Origin of the sequence: Streptomyces sp. NPDC091682, from assembly GCF_044756625.1 — a bacterium.
Lineage (GTDB): Bacteria > Actinomycetota > Actinomycetes > Streptomycetales > Streptomycetaceae > Streptomyces.
Window position 1 is genome coordinate 34,790 of sequence record NZ_JBIVTH010000031.1, and the last position, 17,950, is coordinate 52,739.

Consider the following 17,950-nt stretch of genomic DNA (forward strand, 5'->3'; position numbering starts at 1 on the left):
ATGCTGGACGCACTGAGCATCGACCTGACCCCCGTCGTGGCGGAGCAGCCCGACCCGCTGCTCTTCGCCACGGTCTCCGGCGCGCACCTGTACGGCTTCCCGTCCCGGGACTCCGACATCGACCTGCGCGGCGCCCACCTGCTCCCGGCGGAGGCCCTGCTGGGTCTGCGCGATCCGGAGGAGACCCGGACCCGCATGTGGGACCGGGACGACGTGGAGATGGACCTCGTCACGCACGACCTGCGCAAGTTCGTCCGCCTGATGCTGAACCGCAACGGCTACGTCCTGGAGCAGCTGCTCTCCCCGCTCGTGGTCCACACGACGGCGGCGCACGAGGAACTGATCGCGCTGGCCCCGGGCGTGCTGACCTCCCACCACGCCCACCACTACCGGGGGTTCGCGGGCACCCAGTGGCGGCTCTTCGAGAAGTCCGCCGAACTCAAACCGCTGCTCTACGCGTTCCGGGCGCTGCTCACCGGCATCCACCTCATGCGGTCGGCCGAGGTGCAGGCGCACCTGCCGACCCTGCTGGCCGAGGTGCCGGAGGCGCCCCCGTACCTCGCCGCCCTCGTCGAGGCCAAGGTGGCCGCCGAGCACGGGGGCTACGAGGGGCCGCCCGTCGGCGGCGTGCGCGAGGACCTCGAGGCGCTGCACGCCGTGCTCGACGCGGCTCAGGCCGCTTCCGCGCTGCCCGAGCACGTGACGGCGTACGACGCCCTCGACGCGTTCGTCGTGCGGCGGCGCGTGCTACACGGCTGACGCGCGGCGGGTGCGGACCAGGAAGTCCTGCACCCGGGCGTGGTCCGGCTCCGCCGGCAGCACGGTGCGGGCCAGGGCGCTCTCGGTCTCCTCCTGGAGGCGGGCCATCCAGGCGTCGACCGCCTCCCAGGTGAGCTCGCCGCGGCGGACCGCGAGCAGGCGGTCGCGGTACGGGCCGGCGTCGATGGTCAGCCGGCCGGTGCGCAGCAGGTCACGGCAGGACAGCAGCAGGCGCAGCAGGTGCATGGCGTGCTTCCAGCGCGGGGCGCCGTGGACCCGGACGTCGGCGAGGAGCTTGCCGCGCTGGGAGGCCGCGTACCGGCTGAAGCTGGTGTGGGCCCGGCGGGAGAGGAAGGCCCCGCGCAGCGAGAGCAGTTCCTCGCCGACCGGGGTCACCTCTTCCACCAGGGGGGAGTGCAGGCACTCCAGGATGTTCGGGTTGGCCCGCAGGGCCAGTTCACAGAAGCGCTCCAGCTCCCAGGAGAACTCCTCGTCCCGCGGGCCCTCCACGTGGGTGGGGGGCTTCTCGAACCGCCAGAACAGCGGCGTCGGGGCGAGGTAGACACCGCGCAGGTCGGTGTCGCTCGCCTCCGTCGCCAGTCCGAACGCCCGGGAGCCCATCACGCACCGGTAGACGGTGTGGTCCCGTACCAGTGTCAGATCGTCCATCCGGGGAGCTTAGGCGCCTGACCTGCCGCTATGCGAGCGAGATATTGCCGTCCGCCGCGACCTTGATCTTCTTCTCCGCCAGCCCCTTGGTGGCCGGGCCCTTGGTCACCGCGCCGTCGGCGACCGCGAACTTGCTGTTGTGGCAGGGGCAGTCGATGCTGCCGTCGTCCACCTTGTTGACCAGGCAGCCCTGGTGGGGGCAGACCGCCGTGAAGCATTTGAAGGTTCCGGCCTTGGGCTGGGTGACCACGACCTTTTCCTCCTTGAAGACCTTGCCGCCGCCCACCGGGATGTCCGCCTTCTTGGTGAGGGCCTTGCCGGCCGCGGCGCCCGTGTCCGCCGAGGTGGCGGGAGCCGGAGCGGCGGGCTCGGCGGGCTGGGCGGGCACCTCGTTCGGTTCCCCCGGGGCGGCCTTCTCACCGCCGCTGCTGCCGCAGGCGGTGATCGTGCCGCCGGCCAGGGCGGCCGCGCCGATCGTCAGTACCGTGCGCCGGGCGGTGTGCGTGAGGTCGCTCATGAGTCTCTCCTCGCTTCGTGGCCGGATGGCGTCAGCATCCTGGCCTGCGGCGGGCCTCAGGTGAAGCCTGCCGCGCCGGTTTATCGGCCCGGTTCCCATGGGGCCAATGAGGCAGGGCTGCCGGGTGTGCGTACGACCTCCCACACGTGGATCACGGCTTCCCGGTTCAGCGGGCCGTGAACATGCGGGTAACGGCCGCCGGAATCACTCTCCCGGCGGACCTCGGCGGTCAGCGCGCCCTCGTCGAGCTCCACCGCGAGCAGGATCCCGGGTACCGACCGGTAGTGCGCGTCGACGATCGCGAGTGCCGTGGGGCGGTCCGCGGAACAGTGGACGAACCCCTCGGTCGCCAGCGAGGGCGGGGCGTAAGGGAGCTCGGGGGCAGCGGCCCAGTCGGCGAGCGGGACGATGTGGAAGATCATGCGGATGGTTCTACCGCAGGGGGCGCGGACGTGTGCGCCAGGTGGCGGCACGGTCCACCATGGGTGACATTGTCCGTGTCTCGAAGCCGGGTGCGCCACGTCCGCGCGGCCCGGTCCCTCTGCGAAAGGCACGACGATGGCGGGTAACGACCTCGGCTCCCTTCTCGGCGGTCTCCTGGGCGGGAGCAGCGGTCAGGGCGGGAGCGCCGGCGGGGGAGCCGGCGGCGCCGGCAACGTCCTCGGTGCGCTGCTCGGCGCCCTGATGGGCGGGGCCGGCGGTTCCCAGGCCGGCGGGAGCAACCCGCTCGGCGGGCTGATGGACATGCTGACCAAGTCGGGCCTGGCCGACCAGGCCCAGTCCTGGATCGGCACCGGCGACAACCAGTCGGTCAGCGGGGCCCAGATCGCCGAGGCGCTCCCCGACGAGGCCCTCCAGAAGGCGGCCGCGCAGGCCGGCGTCAGCCCGCAGGAGGCCGCCGACCAGATCGCGCAGGCGCTGCCGACGGCCGTCGACAAGCTGAGCCCGGGCGGAGAGCTGCCGACCGGTTCGCTGGAGGAGATCATCCGGGCGCAGAACCTCTGACCGACCGCGAGCGCCGCACCGGGGCCCGGCCGCCGTCCCACGGGATGGGCGGTCGGGCCCTCGTGCCGCAGGTGCTGGATACCCTGGCCGGACAGTCCGTCAGCTCGCCTTTACGTCCCCTGGAGTGCCTCGTGAGAACCGCCGCCGTCATCGGAACCGGACTGATCGGCACCTCCGCGGCGCTCGCCCTGTCCGCCAGGGGGATCACCGTCCACCTCGCCGACCACGACCCGGACCGGGCCCGCACGGCCGCCGCCCTCGGGGCCGGCACCGACGAGGCCCCCAAGGAGCAGGTCGACCTCGCGATCGTCGCCGTACCGCCGGCCCACGTGGCCGCGACCCTGGCCGACCTGATCGGGCGCCGAGTCGCGCGCGCCTACGTGGACGTGGCCAGCGTCAAGGGCGGACCGCGGCGGGAGCTGGCGGCGCTCGGCGTGGACGTCACCGCGTACATCGGGACGCACCCGATGGCCGGCAAGGAGCAGTCGGGGCCGCTCGCCGCCACCGCGGACCTCTTCGAGGGCCGCCCGTGGGTGCTGACCCCCACCCGCGACACCGACCACGAGGTGCTCAACCTCGCGCTGGAACTGGTGGCCCTCTCCCGGGCCGTACCGGTGGTGATGGACGCCGACGCCCACGACCGCGCGGTGGCGCTCGTCTCGCACACCCCCCAGCTGGTCTCCAGCATGGTCGCGGCCCGGCTGGAGGAGGCCGACGAGACCGCGGTCCGGCTGTGCGGACAGGGCATCCGCGACGTGACCCGGATCGCGGCCTCCGACCCGCGGATGTGGGTGGAGATCCTGTCGGCCAACCCGGGACCGGTCGCCGACGTCCTCGCCGGGATCGCCGCCGACCTGGAAGAGACCGTGGAGGCACTGCGGGGCCTGCAGTCCGCCGACGTGGAGAAGCGCCGCGGCGGCGCCGCCGGCATCGAGGACGTGCTGCGCCGCGGGAACGCGGGCCGGGTCCGGGTGCCGGGCAAGCACGGCGCGGCGCCCACGGTCTACGAGACGGTGGCCGTGCTCATCAGTGACCAGCCCGGCGAGCTGGCACGGATCTTCGCCGACGCGGGGCGGGCCGGGGTCAACATCGAGGACGTACGGATCGAGCACGCGACGGGTCAGCAGGCCGGCCTCGTCCAACTCATGGTCGAGCCGAGGGCGGTGGCCGGCCTGACCGCCGAGCTGCGCGAGCGGGGCTGGGCGCTGCGGCAGCAGTAGCGGGGCGGCCCGTTCCGGGGCCGGCCGGCCCCGGAAAATACGGCGGGGACGGCGGCCGTCCGGGGCCGGTAACCTTGGGGAGGGGCGCTTTGCCGCGCCCGGACACGTACGCGCAACCAGGAAGGTGCCCGCACCGTGGAAACCGCAGCTCCGTCCGCCGTGATCGTCGCCATCGACGGTCCCTCCGGCACGGGCAAGTCCAGCACCTCCAAGGCCGTGGCCGCCAAGCTCGGGCTGCGCTACCTGGACACCGGCGCCCAGTACCGGGCCATCACCTGGTGGATGATCACCAACGGCGTCGACACCGACGACCCGCAGGCCATCGCGATCGCCGCCGGCAAGCCCAGCATCGTGTCCGGCACCGACCCGGCCGCCCCCACCATCACCGTGGACGGCCTCGATGCCGCCGGCCCCATCCGGACCCAGGAGGTCACCTCGAAGGTCAGCGCCGTCAGCGCCGTCCCCGAGGTGCGCACCCTGATCACCGACCTGCAGCGCTCCATCGCGGCCGGGGCGGCCCAGGAGGCCGACGGGATCGTCGTCGAGGGCCGGGACATCGGCACCACCGTCCTGCCCGACGCCGACCTCAAGATCTTCCTGACCGCTTCCGCCGAGGCGCGCGCCGCCCGCCGCAGCGGCGAGCTCCAGGGCAAGGAGGCCGCCGACCTCGCGGCCACCAAGGAGGCGCTGATCAAGCGCGACGCGGCCGACTCCGGCCGCAAGACCTCCCCGCTGGCCAAGGCCGACGACGCCGTCGAGGTGGACACCACCGAACTCACGCTCGACCAGGTGATCGAGTGCGTCGTGACGCTGGTGGAAGAGAAGCGGGCGGGCCGCAAGTGAGCCAAGCGCCCTCCCTCAAGGGTGCGGCGGTCGGCAGGCGCATCGGCATCGGGCTCATGTACGGGCTCTGGAAGCCGCGCGTACTGGGGGCCTGGAAGGTGCCCGCCTCGGGCCCCGTCATCCTCGCCGTGAACCACTCGCACAACATCGACGGCCCCATGGTCATGGGCACCGCGCCCAGACCGCTGCACTTCCTGATCAAGAAGGAAGCGTACGTGGGCCCGCTCGGCCCCTTCCTCGAAGGGATCGGGCAGGTCAAGGTCGACCGCGGCGGTCCCGACCGGACGGCGATAGGGCGCGCCCTCGGCGTGCTCGACAATGGAGGGGCCCTGGGGATATTTCCCGAGGGCACCCGGGGCGAGGGAGACTTCGCCTCGCTGCGCGCGGGCCTCGCGTACTTCGCGGTCCGCAGCGGCGCCCCCGTCGTCCCCGTGGCCGTCCTGGGCAGCGGAGACACCCCGGGCCGGGTCGTCAAGGGCCTGCCGGCCCTCAAGAGCCGGGTCGACGTCGTCTTCGGCTCGGCCTTCGACGCGGGTGACGGCAGTGGCCGCCGTACCCGTACCGCGCTGGACGAGGCCACCGTACGCATCCAGGACCGGCTGACCGCCCACCTGGCCGACGCCAAGCGCCTCACCGGGCGCTGAGCGAGACTTGAAACCAGTAGTGGAACCGCGCTGCGCGGGCACCACCGATCACCACGAACGACGAGGAACGGACTTCATGAACGACCAGCACGACCACGGAGCACTTGGCGATGCCGAGTACGCGGAGTTCATGGAGCTCGCCGCGGAAGAGGGCTTCGACCTCGAAGAGGTCGAAGGCGCGATCGAGGAGGCCGGTCACGGCCCGCTCCCCGTCCTCGCCGTCGTCGGCCGCCCGAACGTCGGCAAGTCGACCCTGGTGAACCGGATCATCGGCCGCCGCGAGGCGGTCGTCGAGGACAAGCCCGGCGTCACCCGCGACCGCGTCACGTACGAGGCCGAGTGGGCCGGCCGCCGCTTCAAGGTCGTCGACACCGGCGGCTGGGAGCAGGACGTCCTCGGCATCGACGCCTCCGTCGCCGCCCAGGCCGAGTACGCCATCGAGGCCGCCGACGCGGTCGTCTTCGTCGTCGACTCCAAGGTCGGCGCCACCGACACCGACGAGGCCGTCGTACGGCTGCTGCGCAAGGCGGGCAAGCCCGTCGTGCTCTGCGCCAACAAGGTCGACGGCCAGAGCGGCGAGTCCGACGCGGCCTCCCTGTGGTCGCTCGGCCTCGGCATGCCGCACCCGGTCTCCTCGCTGCACGGCCGCGGCACCGGTGACATGCTCGACGCCGTCCTGGAGGCCCTGCCCGAGGCCCCCGAGCAGACCTTCGGCGGCGCCGCCCCCGGCGGCCCGCGCCGCATCGCGCTGATCGGCCGCCCGAACGTCGGCAAGTCCTCGCTGCTCAACAAGGTGGCGAAGGAGGACCGCGTCGTCGTCAACGAGTTGGCCGGCACCACCCGCGACCCGGTCGACGAGCTGATCGAACTCGGTGGCATCACCTGGAAGTTCGTCGACACCGCCGGTATCCGCAAGAAGGTCCACCTGCAGCAGGGTGCCGACTACTACGCCTCCCTGCGCACGGCCGCCGCCGTCGAGAAGGCGGAGGTCGCGGTGATCCTGATCGACACCACCGAGACCATCAGCGTCCAGGACCAGCGCATCATCACGATGGCCGTCGAGGCGGGCCGCGCGATCGTGATCGCGTACAACAAGTGGGACGAGCTCGACGAGGAGCGCCGCTACTACCTCGAGCGCGAGATCGAGACCGAGATGCAGCAGGTCTCCTGGGCGCCCCGGGTGAACGTCTCGGCGCTCACCGGCCGCCACATGGAGAAGCTGGTCCCGGCGATCGAGACGGCCCTCGCCGGCTGGGAGACCCGCGTCCCCACCGGCCGGCTGAACGCCTTCCTCGGTGAGGTCGTCGCCGCCCACCCGCACCCGATCCGTGGCGGCAAGCAGCCCCGCATCCTGTTCGGCACCCAGGCGGGCAGCAAGCCGCCGCGGTTCGTCCTCTTCGCCTCCGGCTTCCTGGAGCACGGCTACCGGCGCTTCATCGAGCGCCGCCTGCGCGAGGAGTTCGGCTTCGAGGGCACCCCGATCCACATCTCGGTGCGGGTGCGCGAGAAGCGCGGCGCCCAGTACAAGAAGAAGAAGTAGGAGCCGGGCGGGGACTCCGTCGGACTCCGAGGGGTCAGTAGCCCCGGCGCGGAGCGGGCGGCAGGGCCGCCGGGACGTGTGCCGTCCCGGTCTGGTGCTGCCGCCCGTCGGCGTATCCGGGGCTGCCCGCGTACGAATACGCCGGCAGCGGCTGCGGGGCGTACGAGGGCTGCCAGCCGTCGACGCGCTGCCAGGCGGAGCCGTTCCAACCGCTGCCGTACGAGGTGCCGCTCGTGTACGAGCCCCCGTAGGCGAAGGCCGTGAACCCGTGGTCCTCCTCGCCCGTACGGTCGCCCGGCAGCGCCCGGAAGGCGCGCAGGTACTCCGAGTACAGCGTGTCGTAGATCGGGGTGTGCGAGTCGGCCGGAGGGGTGTCCCGGTCCCGTGCGGGACGCATCGCGGGGACGGTGCTCGGATAGGACGGGGCGCGGGAGGAGTCGTATGCATGCACGTATCAGCCAACGAAACCGGCGCGTTGCGGATGCGGGGTGACAGGTGAGGAAACACAGATCGCCGGGGGTGTGCGGGACGGACCGCACACCCCCGGCGCACGCCGCCCGGCCCCACGCCAAGGGGCTCGGCGGCCGTTCTCGTACCGGCGGGGTCAGGCGCCGGGCGTACCCGCCAGCGGCATCGCGGCGGCCACGAGCTTGCCCGCGGCGGCGGCCTTGTCCAGGGCGTCGCGCAGCAGGTCCTCGCGGGGCTGCTGGCCGATGGAGCCGACCGGGGCGGCGTAGATGAGCACGCGCTGGGTCTTGTTGACGGCGGCCCGCCAGCCGTCGGTGACCGACAGCGCCTGGTGCGCCTGCCACCAGGCGACCTGGCCGGTGCCGTCGTTGCCCGGCTGCAGGACGGCGTGCAGCTGGCCCGCGGCGAGCAGGACCGACCAGCCGCCGAGGAGGGTGGGGACCTCGGTGGTGTCGGTGACCGGGATGAACCCCTGCTCGATGAGGAGCGGCAGGAAGTCGTCGCCGGGGCCGTCGCTGCCGGGGCGGGCGATGGGCGCGGTCGGCTCGACGACCAGGGCGGGGTGCAGCTCCCCGGCGATCAGGATCAGGCCGCTGGTGATGCCGAGGACGGCCTGGCCGCCGGGCACGTTCTGCGGGGCGGCGCCGGGGCCACCGGCGGCGGCCGGGCTGTCGCCGGTGATGCTGCGGACGGCGCCCTGGAGCTGCTCCTCGGAGACCGAGACCACCTGCGAGGGGATGCAGGTGGCGTGGGCGAAGGCGAGGACGGCGGTCTCCTCGCCGACGAACAGCACCGTGCTGGTGCGGTCGTTCTCGGGGTCGCCCGGGGTGCGGCAGGAGGTGCAGTCGTAACTGCGCGGCGCGTCCTCGCCGACGAGCAGCCTGTCGGCTTCTTCGTCACCGATCTCGGCACGTACCTCATCACTGACGTCGAGCATGCGCGGCACGGGGTGGCTCCTCGGCATAGGTGCGGGTCCGGGAGGCTCCCGGCTCGCCGGGCTCAACGGTCGAGCGGCGGCCGGGGTCACGCCATTCGAGGGAACGGATTCGAACCTGGCCCCCGGAAGGGTGAACCGTCCGACCTCGGCTTCTTTTTCGTGTCAACTGTTCTCTGCTTGTGCTCAGTTGGTGCCCGGGTGTGGCCGTTTGGGGTGGTGGTCGCGGTCGGGCGACCGGGTGGGGCGCGGTGACCTGCCGCGTGGCGGGCCGGAGGGGGCCGCGGGTGGCTGCGTAGCGTGACGCGATGCCCCACCATCGGACCTGTCGGGCCGCCTCCGGCGCCGCCGTCGCGCTCGCCGCAGTGCTGGCGCTCGTACTGCCCCGCGCGGCCGCGGCCGCGGCTCCGCCGCCTCCGGCGCCCGGGCCGGCCGGGGCGGCGCACCCCGGCTCGCCCGGCGTGATCGGGGACGGGCCGGGGGACTGCGGACCGGGCGGGGAGTGGCCCTGGGACTGCGTGGCCGACTGCGAGAGCGGTGGCCGGTGGTCGGTGAACACCGGCAACGGCTTCTACGGCGGGCTGCAGTTCTGGCAGCCGACGTGGGAGGCGTTCGGCGGGCTGGTCTTCGCGAAGCGCGCGGACCTGGCCAGCCGGGTGCAGCAGATCCGGGTCGCGGAGGAAGTCCTCGGCTCGCAGGGCTGGCAGGCGTGGCCGGTGTGCTCCAAGCGGTACGGGCTGGCCGGGCGGATGCACGCGGTGCGCGACGGCGACACGCTGGTGTCGATCGCCAGCAAGCGCCGGGTCCGGGGCGGGTGGCGGGCCCTGTACGAGGCGAACCGGGAGCGGATCGGGCCGAAGCCGGAGGCCCTCGCGGTGGGCATGCTGCTGGTCGTCCCCACCACGGAGCCCGCCGCCCCGCCGCAGGTCCCGGGCGTGCCGGCACCCGTACCGGGGCCCGTGCCCGTGCCGGCGTCGGTCACCGTTCCTGCCGTTCCTGCCGCTCCGGCCGCTCCGGCCGCTCCGGCACCGGCCCCGCGCCCCTGACCGGGGCGCCCGGGCCGTCCGCGCGTTGCGCGCTGCCCCGAGGGCGCTGACCCTGGAAACGACGAGCCGAACGGCTCGGACACCGGTGGTGAGCCAGATGGTCCTGAGCAGACGCCCGCGCGTCCACCCGCGCGCACCCGCACGCGCCGCGGCCTGTACGGCGGCCGCGGTCCTGCTGGCCCTACCGGCGGCCGTGGGATGGTCCTCGCCCGCAGTGGCGGCCGGGGCCCAGGACCCACCGTCCGCCGCGGCCGGGATCCTGCCGGCCGTGGACGGGCCCGCGGACCCCGAGGCGGCCAAGGCGCAGATCGAGAAGAACTGGACCGCGTTCTTCGACCCGAAGACCCCGACCGACGAGAAGGCCGAGCTGTTGCAGCACGGCGACCTGCTCAAGGTGCTGCTCGACGGCTTCTCGGCCGGTGCCGAAGCGGCCAGGACCTCCGTCAAGGTCACCGACGTCGCCTTCACCTCGCCCACCGGGGCCGAGGTGACCTACGACCTGTTGGTCGGCGACGAGACGGTGCTGCCCGGCAGCAAGGGGACCGTGGTGTTCGAGGACGGGGTCTGGAAGGTCTCCCTGAAGACCCTCTGCGCGCTCGTCGAGCTCAGCGGCGCCGAAGCGCCACCGCTGCTCTGCTGAGGCCCGGCCGGTCGCGGAGCGCTGGCAGACTCTGGGGATGCTCGATACCTCCGCACGACTGCTGCGCCTGCTTTCCCTGCTGCAGGCCCACCGCGAATGGACCGGGGCCGATCTCGCGGACCGCCTCGGGGTCACCGCGCGGACGGTCCGGCGCGACGTGGACCGGTTGCGGGAGCTCGGGTATCCGGTGAACGCCAGCCCCGGGACCGGCGGCGGCTACCAGTTGGGCGCGGGGGCCGAGCTGCCGCCGCTGCTGCTGGACGACGACGAGGCCGTGGCCGTCGCCGTGGGCCTGCGGACCGCAGCCGGCAACGGGGTCGAAGGCATCGGGGAGGCCTCCGTACGCGCCCTCGCGAAGCTGGAGCAGGTGCTGCCGTCGCGGCTGCGCCGCAGGGTGTCCGCACTCAACGACTTCACCGTGCCCATGCTGCGCGGCGCCCAGCGGTCCACGGTGGACCCCTCGGTGCTGACCGAGCTGGCCTCGGTCTGCCGGGACGGCGAGCGGCTGCGCTTCGGGTACCGCGACCACGAGGGGAACGTCAGCCGCCGCACCGTCGAACCGCACCGGCTGGTGTGCACCGAGCGGCGCTGGTACCTGGTCGCCTGGGACCTGGACCGGGAGGCGTGGCGGACCTTCCGCGCCGACCGGATCGAGCCCAGGCCCCCGCACGGACCGCGCTTCACCCCGCGCCCGGCGCCCGCCGAAGACCTCGCCGCGTACGTCTCCGAGGGCGTGTCGCAGCGGGCGTACGCCGCCCGCGCGGTGGTGCGGCTGAAGGTTTCGGCGCAGGACGCGGCACGGATCATCGGGCCGAGCGACGGGGTCCTGGAACCCGTCGACGGGCAGAGCTGTCTGCTGCGCACCGGGGCCGTGAACCTGGACGTTCTGGTGATTCACGTCATGCTGCTCGGTTGTGAGTTCGAAGTGGTCGAGCCGCCGGAGCTGACGGATCGGATCAGGGCCGCACGGGATCTCCTGGGTAGGGCCGTGGAGGCCGGAGAAGTGCAGGAAATGTAGGGGAGCTGAGGGGGATTCAACTGGTCTGGTCCAAGGGGATCGTGGCAATCCCGGACAGGAATTCGGCCGCGTTCCGAACAAATTCCAAACCGTCTGGACCCCGGGCGTGTCGCGGACCGGTAAACAATTTGCGGCTGTTGATATTCTGTGACACAAGCGTGACCCGGGACGGACGAACGTCCGGGCGTGGCGCTGACGAACGGCGAAGGCGGGCCGGGTCCGAGGACCCGGCCCGCCTTCGTGTGTCGCGGGGAGAGGGGTGCGTACCGCCCCCGCGGTGGGACCGTCAGCCGCCGGCGACCGGACGGGCCGCGGCCCCCCGGGTGGTGGCCCGTTCGGTGTGCGCCGGGCGGCGGCTGCCGTTCGGCGTGGCCGGGGTCCGCTCGGAGCGGATCACGTGCGGGCGGCCGGCCGGGTGCGCGGCGGGCCGGGCGGTGGGGGAGTGCGCGGTGACGGTGGCCGGCGCGGCCGCGGTGGTCGTGACGGGCTGCGGGGCCGGCTCCTCAACGGTGGCGGTGGCAGTGGCAGCGGTGGTGGCGGCTTGCGCGGCGCTCCGCAACTGCCACTTGCCGCCCGCCGAGAGCAGCGGGGTGAGCACGGAGACGACCGGCGCGGGCATCCGTCCGGTCTCGGCGCGGCGGCGCAGCAGCTCGCGCACGTCGAAGACGTAGGCCTCGGTCCGGGCGATGAGCGGCTCGAACCAGGGGAGGGCCAGCATGATCAGCAGGCCCGCGGACCATCCGAGCAGGACGTCGCTGACCCAGTGGGTGCCGAGGTACACGGTGGTGGCGCCGACGCTCAGCGAGACGACCGCGGACACCACGGACAACACCCGGCGGGTGACCCCGGTGGAGGCCAGGTAGGCCAGGATCCCCCAGGTCACCACGGCGTTGGCGGTGTGACCGGAAGGGAATATATCGCCACCGGCGAAGAGTTCGGCGGATCCGATCTGCGTTGCGTAGTGCGGACCGAGCCGGCCGAGGCCGAGCTTGACGGACCCGACGGTGATGTTGAGCAGCAGCAGCGCCACGCCGAGGGTGATCAGCGGGCGGAGGGTGTGCTGCCGCCAGGAGCGCCAGCCGAGCCAGGCGGCGACCATGACCGCGGTGGGTCCGCGCTGGCCCAGGACGACCAGGTAGTCGAGGAAGGCGTGCAGCTGCGGCCACTGCTCGTAGGGCCGGAAGAACATGATCTGCCAGTCCAGGCGGACCAGCCAAGAAGTGGTCAGGACCGCGACCACGATTGCGAGATAGAAGGCGAGGGTCGATCCCAGGAGTACGACGCGGTGCCGGCTCATCTGCGGGGTTTGCAGATGAGCCGGTCGCTCTGGTTCCCGGTCCAGCCGGGCGAACACCCGCTCCAGACGGGTCAGGATTTGGTCGGTACGCACTCAATCGACGTTACCGCCCGTCGATGGTCGGCCCGGGCGAATCGCGGGCTTTGTGATGACCATGTGATGTGGAGTTGGTCTCATGCGGGGCTTAATTCCCGCTATTTCGACAGTGGTTGGTCGTCCCTTGATCCACGGTCTCGGGGAATTGTTTCGCCCGATTATCCGGACTTTATTGCCGAGAAGGTCATTTCTTTTGCTGAAAGATGGATCGGAATGACTCATTCCGTGACATGGGGGGCCTACGGGGGACCCGAGCCGTTCAGCCAGAACGCCCCGTAGACCGCCGAGATCAGGGCCAGCGCACCCACCACCGAGGCCGCCCGCCCGGTCCGCCACCGTGCCAGCGCCACCGCCGGCGGCAGCAGCAGCGGGAAGGCGGGCAGCAACAGCCGGGGCTTGGAACCGAAGTACCCGGACGCGCACAGCGCCAGCGCCACGACGATCCCGCAGTACACGAGCAGCGGCACCGGCTGCCGCTGCTGGACGCACTTCCCGTACAGCCAGAGCACCAGCACGACCCCCGCGATCAGCCCCACCCCGGCGAGGAACGCGGACGAGGCCAGCTTCGTTCCGATGAACCCCGCGAACGCCCAGCCGCCGTCGAAACCGTTGCCCCAGCCGCCCTGCACGTCCAGGTAGCCCAGCAGCCCGCCCCCGGTGCGCGCGCCGACCCACAGCACGTACGCCGCCGCACCCATCGGAGCCAGCAGCGCCCCCGCGACCGTCCGCCAGGACCGCTCCCCGCGCCGCCAGGCCATCGCCGCGGCCACCCACACCGCCGCGACCACAGCCGCCCCGACCGGGCGGGTCAGTCCGGCGCCGGCCGCGAGCAGTCCCGCCGTCAGCCACCGTCCGCGCAGGGCCCCGTACAGCGCCCAGGCGGCCAGGGCCGTGAACAGCGACTCGCTGTACGCCATGGACTGCACGATCGCGACCGGCAGCGCCGCCCAGACCGCGACCGCGAACACCCCAGCCCGACGGCCGTGGACCAGCTCGGCCACCGCGAAGATCCCCCAGGCCGCGGCGAGCCCCGCGACCACCGACACCACCAGACCCGCAGAGCCGTACGAGAGCCCGGTCACGGCCGACACCGCCCGTTCCAGCCACGGCAGCAGCGGGAAGAAGGCCAGGTTCGAGTGGACGTCCCCGTTCGGGAGGAGCACCTCGTACCCGTACCCCTTCGCGGCGATGCGGGCGTACCAGAGCGAGTCCCAGCGGGCCGACAACAGCGTGTGCGGGCTACTGCCGACCGCCGCGCCCCATGCCGCGAGCACGGTCAGCCCGAGCAGCCGCACCGCCGCGAAGACGGCCAGTGCGGGCACGGCCCGTCGCAATCCAAGATCTTCCACAGGCATGATTATCGGTGGCGGCGGTCATACGCCCCTCAAGGGCCGGAGCCGGGGCCGGAAGCGCGGCAACGGAGAAACCACGCGTCGTGAGCGTGCGTGTACACGGGGGAAGGATGGCGGCGGAGGGAGTGGCACACGCCACACGGGGGCCGCCGCCGGGATGAGAGCTTGACCACGTGTCGGGCAGACGAACTCGCGTACGCTGACCGTTCACTCGCGTGTCGATGCCGGACCCCGTTGGACGCCGCACAGCGCACCACCCCCCGTGGCTCCACAAGACGCTGGTCCGCCGAGCCCGAGGGATCACCTGGGAGGTACATGCATGTCGGGGACGAACGCGGCCGGGGTCCGGACCCCTTCCCCCTGGCAGCGGCTGGGCGCCGCCTCCGGTGGGACCAACCGCTGGGTCGTCCTGTCGGTGCTCTGCGTCAGCCTGGTCCTCGTCGCGCTCGACGCGACGATCCTGCACGTCGCCGTCCCCTCCGTCACCGAGGACCTGCGCCCCGGCTCGATCGAGCTCCTGTGGATCGTCGACGCGTACCCACTGGTCTGCGCCTCGCTGCTCATCCTCTTCGGCACCCTCGGTGACCGGGTCGGCCGTCGTCGCATCCTGCTCCTCGGCTACGGACTCTTCGGAGTGGCCTCCGCCATAGCGGCCCTCGCCGACAACGCCCAGGTCCTCATCGCCGCGCGCGCCCTGCTCGGCATCGGCGGCGCGATGATCATGCCCGCCACCCTGTCGATCCTGCGGCAGGTCTTCCCCGACCGGCGCGAGCGGGCGCTCGCCATCGGCATCTGGACCGCCGTCGCCGCCATCGGCGCGGCCAGCGGACCGGTGCTCGGCGGCTTCCTCATCGAGCACTTCTGGTGGGGCTCGGTCTTCCTCATCAACATCCCGCTGATGGCACTGATCCTGCCGCTCGGCCGCTGGCTGCTGCCGGAGTCCCGCGGCTCCGCCGACGGGCCCTGGGACGTCCTCGGCGCGCTGATGGCCGCCGCCGGTGTACTCGGCACGGTGCTCGGGATCAAGCGGCTGGGCGCCGAACGCCGGCTCCTGGACGCCGAGGCGCTGCTCCCGCTGCTGATCGGCGTGGTGCTGCTCGTGTTCTTCGTGCGGCGCCAGAAGCGGCGCGAGCACCCGCTGATCGACATGCGGATGTTCTCGCGGGCCGCCTTCTCCACCTCCGTCGCCTGCATCGTCCTCGCCATGCTGGCCCTGGTCGGCCTGGAGCTGATCGCCGTCCAGTACCTCCAGCTGGTGCTGCACCTCAGCCCGCTGGAGACCGGTCTGCGACTGCTGCCGCTGACCTTCGCCGCCATGGCCGCGGGCGCCACCGGCTCGTACACCCTGGCCCGGGTCGGGCCGCGCACGATGGTGTCGCTGGGCTTCGTCCTGACCGGCTGCGCCGTGCTGCTGCTGATGCTCATGGGCCAGCAGGACCGGCCGCTGCTGCTGACCGTCGGCTTCATCCTGCTCGGCTTCGGGCTGCAGACCACGCTGTTCGCCGCGTACGAGTCGATGCTGAGCGAGGCCCCGGCGGCCACCGCGGGCGGTGCGGCCTCGATCGGCGAGACCTCGTACCAGCTGGGCGCGGGCATCGGCATCGCGCTGTTGGGCAGCGTGATGAACGCGGCGTACCGGCCGGGGCTCATGGACGTGCCGGGGGTGTCAGTGGCGGATTCGGCGAGGGCGGCGAATTCTCTGGGCGAGGCCTACCAGATCGCCGCGCACCTCGGGGGGCCGGCGGGGGCGTCGCTCCATGCGGCGGCGCGGCAGTCGTTCGTGCACGGCCTGCACGTGACGCTGCTGGTGAGCGCGGTGCTGTTGTTCGCGGGCGCGGTGATGGCGCTGAAGCTGCCGCGGGCGATGGAATGCGGGGCGGCGGAGGAGGAAGCGGCGGAGGAAGCGGCGGAGGTGCGGTTGCCCGCGCAGGTGAAGGGGGAGGCGCGGCCGACCCCGGTCGAGCAGGCGGGCTGACGCCGTCCGGTGTTTCCGGGTGCGCCTTGCCGGGTGCGCCGCCGTTGCCGGGGGGCGCTGCCCCCGGACCCCCGCGCCTCAAACTCCCCCAGCTACCGCTGGGAGGGACCCCGAGGGGGCCGGGTTGGTGCGGCGGGGGCTGGATTTGCCCGGCCGGGGCGCATAGCTTCGGGCGAGCGCAAAACTTGCGTTGCTAGGTTCTGTCTCAGGCCGCCGGGAGGCCCAGTGTCCGCGTTCCTGCCCCATGATCCGCTCGGGCTCGATGAGCTCCTCGGGCCCGAGGACCTCGCCGTTCGGGACACCGTCCGCGCCTGGGCCGCCGACCGGGTGCTGCCGAACATCGCGCAGTGGTACGAGAGCGGCGAGCTGCCCGGCATCCGCGAGCTGGCCCGGGAGCTCGGTGGCATCGGAGCGCTCGGGATGTCCCTCCAGGGCTACGGGTGTGCCGGCGCCAGCGCCGTGCAGTACGGGCTCGCCTGCCTGGAGCTGGAGGCCGCCGACTCCGGGATCCGCTCGCTCGTGTCGGTGCAGGGGTCGCTCGCCATGTACGCGATCTGGAAGTACGGCTCCGAGGAGCAGAAGCAGCGCTGGCTGCCCGGCATGGCCGCGGGCGAGCTGATCGGCTGCTTCGGGCTGACCGAGCCCGACGTGGGTTCGGACCCGGCGGCGATGAAGACCCATGCCAAGCGCGACGGCACCGACTGGGTGCTGAACGGCCGCAAGATGTGGATCACCAACGGTTCCGTCGCGGCGGTCGCCGTGGTGTGGGCGCAGACCGACGAGGGGATCCGCGGTTTCGCGGTGCCCACTGACACGCCCGGGTTCTCCGCGCCGGAGATCAAGCACAAGTGGTCGCTGCGGGCCAGCGTCACGAGCGAGCTGGTGATGGACGACGTACGACTGCCCGCCGACGCGGTGCTGCCGCTGGTCACCGGCCTCAAGGGGCCGCTCGGCTGCCTCAGCCACGCGCGCTACGGGATCATCTGGGGATCCATGGGCGCGGCGCGGGCCAGTTTCGAGTCCGCGCTCGACTACGCGAGGACGCGGGAGCAGTTCGGCAAGCCGATCGGCGGTTTCCAGCTCACCCAGGCCAAGCTCGCGGACATGGCCCTGGAGCTCCACAAGGGCATCCTGCTCGCCCACCACCTGGGCCGGCGCATGGACGCGGGCACCCTGCGGCCGGAGCAGATCAGCTTCGGCAAGCTCAACAACGTCCGCGAGGCCATCGAGATCTGTCGCACCGCGCGGACCATCCTCGGCGCCAACGGGATCTCCCTCGAGTACCCCGTCATGCGGCACGCCACCAACCTCGAATCGGTGCTCACCTACGAGGGCACCGTCGAGATGCACCAGCTGGTGCTGGGCAAGGCACTCACCGGTCTGGACGCCTTCCGGTGAGGATCGCCCCCGCCCCCGGGCTCAGCTCTGGTTGAAGAAGTCGCGCGAGCGGCCGCCCGCTTCGCCGCTGACGATCTGGGTGTCGGCCGGGGTCAGGAGGAAGACCCTGGTCGCCACCCGCTCGATCGAACCGCGCAGCCCGAAGGTCAGTCCGGCCGCGAAGTCGACGACGCGCTTCGCGTCACCCGGGTCCATCGACGACAGGTTGACGATCACCGGGACTCCGTCGCGGAACAGCTCGCCGATGCCCCGCGCGTCACGGAAACCGTCCGGGGTGACCGTCGCGATGCGACGGCCGTGCTCCACGGCCGACTCGGAGGCCACCCGCACCCGGGGGTCGGTGACCCACTGCTCGCCGGGGCCGGCCACCGAACCCTGGGCGGCCTCCGCGTAGTCGTCGTCGTAGTAGCGATCGTCGTCGCTGTCCTCCACGAGACCCAGCCAGGCACTCGCCTTGCGCACCGAACCCATGGACTGCCTCCTTTCACCGCGGTCAGTCTGTCTTCTCTCCGCTGCCCCTATGCTCGTC

At 72.5% G+C, this 17,950-nt stretch carries 18 protein-coding genes and 1 pseudogene; 11 read left to right on the plus strand and 8 right to left on the minus strand.

Annotation, left to right across the window (positions count from 1 at the left end; genetic code table 11):
• Positions 1–759: a DNA polymerase beta superfamily protein gene (locus ACIQK6_RS39190; RefSeq protein ID WP_329103537.1), complete on the plus strand. Its 759-nt coding sequence runs from the start codon at positions 1–3 to the stop codon at positions 757–759.
• Here ACIQK6_RS39190 and ACIQK6_RS39195 read toward each other — a convergent pair.
• The 3 genes from ACIQK6_RS39195 to ACIQK6_RS39205 all read right to left on the minus strand — a co-directional run bounded on the left by ACIQK6_RS39195 (position 748) and on the right by ACIQK6_RS39205 (position 2,367).
• Positions 748–1,428 (minus strand): DNA polymerase beta superfamily protein, encoded by a 681-nt coding sequence (locus ACIQK6_RS39195; protein WP_329103539.1) that lies wholly within the window; start codon positions 1,426–1,428, stop codon positions 748–750. The genes ACIQK6_RS39190 and ACIQK6_RS39195 overlap by 12 nt on opposite strands.
• A gap of 28 nt (positions 1,429–1,456) precedes the next feature.
• Positions 1,457–1,945 carry a Rieske (2Fe-2S) protein gene (locus tag ACIQK6_RS39200; RefSeq protein WP_329103541.1) on the minus strand — a complete coding sequence of 163 codons (489 nt, stop codon included), beginning with the start codon at positions 1,943–1,945 and terminating at the stop codon, positions 1,457–1,459.
• Between the two features lie 80 nt (positions 1,946–2,025).
• The gene (locus ACIQK6_RS39205) at positions 2,026–2,367 is read right to left on the minus strand and encodes a DUF952 domain-containing protein (protein WP_329103543.1); all 342 of its coding nucleotides are present in this window, start codon (positions 2,365–2,367) and stop codon (positions 2,026–2,028) included.
• 115 nt (positions 2,368–2,482) lie between these two features.
• Here ACIQK6_RS39205 and ACIQK6_RS39210 point away from each other — a divergent pair.
• The 5 genes and pseudogenes from ACIQK6_RS39210 to der form a co-directional block, all read left to right on the plus strand.
• Positions 2,483–2,950, plus strand: a pseudogene (locus ACIQK6_RS39210) (YidB family protein); the annotation flags it as partial.
• Positions 2,951–3,081: 131 nt separating this feature from the next.
• Positions 3,082–4,170: a prephenate dehydrogenase gene (locus tag ACIQK6_RS39215; RefSeq protein ID WP_402697224.1), complete on the plus strand. Its 1,089-nt coding sequence runs from the start codon at positions 3,082–3,084 to the stop codon at positions 4,168–4,170.
• A gap of 135 nt (positions 4,171–4,305) precedes the next feature.
• Positions 4,306–5,013, plus strand: coding sequence for a (d)CMP kinase (cmk, locus tag ACIQK6_RS39220; protein WP_329103548.1), 708 nt, complete (start codon positions 4,306–4,308; stop codon positions 5,011–5,013).
• A 56-nt stretch (positions 5,014–5,069) separates the two neighbouring features.
• On the plus strand, positions 5,070–5,657 hold the full coding sequence (locus tag ACIQK6_RS39225; RefSeq protein ID WP_382550876.1) for a lysophospholipid acyltransferase family protein: 588 nt from the start codon (positions 5,070–5,072) through the stop codon (positions 5,655–5,657).
• Between the two features lie 76 nt (positions 5,658–5,733).
• The gene (gene der, locus ACIQK6_RS39230) at positions 5,734–7,197 is read left to right on the plus strand and encodes a ribosome biogenesis GTPase Der (protein WP_329103552.1); all 1,464 of its coding nucleotides are present in this window, start codon (positions 5,734–5,736) and stop codon (positions 7,195–7,197) included.
• Between the two features lie 34 nt (positions 7,198–7,231).
• Here der and ACIQK6_RS39235 read toward each other — a convergent pair whose 3' ends face one another.
• Positions 7,232–7,594, minus strand: coding sequence for a hypothetical protein (locus tag ACIQK6_RS39235; RefSeq protein ID WP_329103554.1), 363 nt, complete (start codon positions 7,592–7,594; stop codon positions 7,232–7,234).
• A 207-nt stretch (positions 7,595–7,801) separates the two neighbouring features.
• On the minus strand, positions 7,802–8,611 hold the full coding sequence (locus ACIQK6_RS39240; RefSeq protein WP_329103556.1) for a hypothetical protein: 810 nt from the start codon (positions 8,609–8,611) through the stop codon (positions 7,802–7,804).
• 296 nt (positions 8,612–8,907) lie between these two features.
• Here ACIQK6_RS39240 and ACIQK6_RS39245 point away from each other — a divergent pair, with 296 nt between their 5' ends.
• The 3 genes from ACIQK6_RS39245 to ACIQK6_RS39255 all read left to right on the plus strand — a co-directional run bounded on the left by ACIQK6_RS39245 (position 8,908) and on the right by ACIQK6_RS39255 (position 11,303).
• On the plus strand, positions 8,908–9,645 hold the full coding sequence (locus ACIQK6_RS39245; protein ID WP_329103558.1) for a transglycosylase family protein: 738 nt from the start codon (positions 8,908–8,910) through the stop codon (positions 9,643–9,645).
• 97 nt (positions 9,646–9,742) lie between these two features.
• On the plus strand, positions 9,743–10,285 hold the full coding sequence (locus ACIQK6_RS39250; protein ID WP_402697227.1) for a hypothetical protein: 543 nt from the start codon (positions 9,743–9,745) through the stop codon (positions 10,283–10,285).
• 37 nt (positions 10,286–10,322) lie between these two features.
• Positions 10,323–11,303, plus strand: coding sequence for a YafY family protein (locus ACIQK6_RS39255; protein WP_329103562.1), 981 nt, complete (start codon positions 10,323–10,325; stop codon positions 11,301–11,303).
• Between the two features lie 286 nt (positions 11,304–11,589).
• On the opposite strand, the gene ACIQK6_RS39260 is transcribed toward ACIQK6_RS39255, so the two are convergent.
• Both ACIQK6_RS39260 and ACIQK6_RS39265 read right to left on the minus strand, forming a co-directional pair.
• Positions 11,590–12,693, minus strand: a complete 1,104-nt coding sequence (locus ACIQK6_RS39260; protein ID WP_329103564.1) for a phosphatase PAP2 family protein — start codon at positions 12,691–12,693, stop codon at positions 11,590–11,592.
• A 242-nt stretch (positions 12,694–12,935) separates the two neighbouring features.
• Positions 12,936–14,045, minus strand: a complete 1,110-nt coding sequence (locus ACIQK6_RS39265) for a hypothetical protein (RefSeq protein ID WP_402697230.1) — start codon at positions 14,043–14,045, stop codon at positions 12,936–12,938.
• Positions 14,046–14,367: 322 nt separating this feature from the next.
• Here ACIQK6_RS39265 and ACIQK6_RS39270 point away from each other — a divergent pair, with 322 nt between their 5' ends.
• Positions 14,368–16,023, plus strand: coding sequence for an MFS transporter (locus ACIQK6_RS39270; protein WP_402697232.1), 1,656 nt, complete (start codon positions 14,368–14,370; stop codon positions 16,021–16,023).
• Between the two features lie 225 nt (positions 16,024–16,248).
• Positions 16,249–17,421: an acyl-CoA dehydrogenase family protein gene (locus ACIQK6_RS39275; protein ID WP_329103570.1), complete on the plus strand. Its 1,173-nt coding sequence runs from the start codon at positions 16,249–16,251 to the stop codon at positions 17,419–17,421.
• A gap of 21 nt (positions 17,422–17,442) precedes the next feature.
• On the opposite strand, the gene ACIQK6_RS39280 is transcribed toward ACIQK6_RS39275, so the two are convergent.
• Positions 17,443–17,892, minus strand: a complete 450-nt coding sequence (locus tag ACIQK6_RS39280) for a cell division protein SepF (RefSeq protein ID WP_030012752.1) — start codon at positions 17,890–17,892, stop codon at positions 17,443–17,445.
• Positions 17,893–17,950 lie beyond the last annotated feature (58 nt).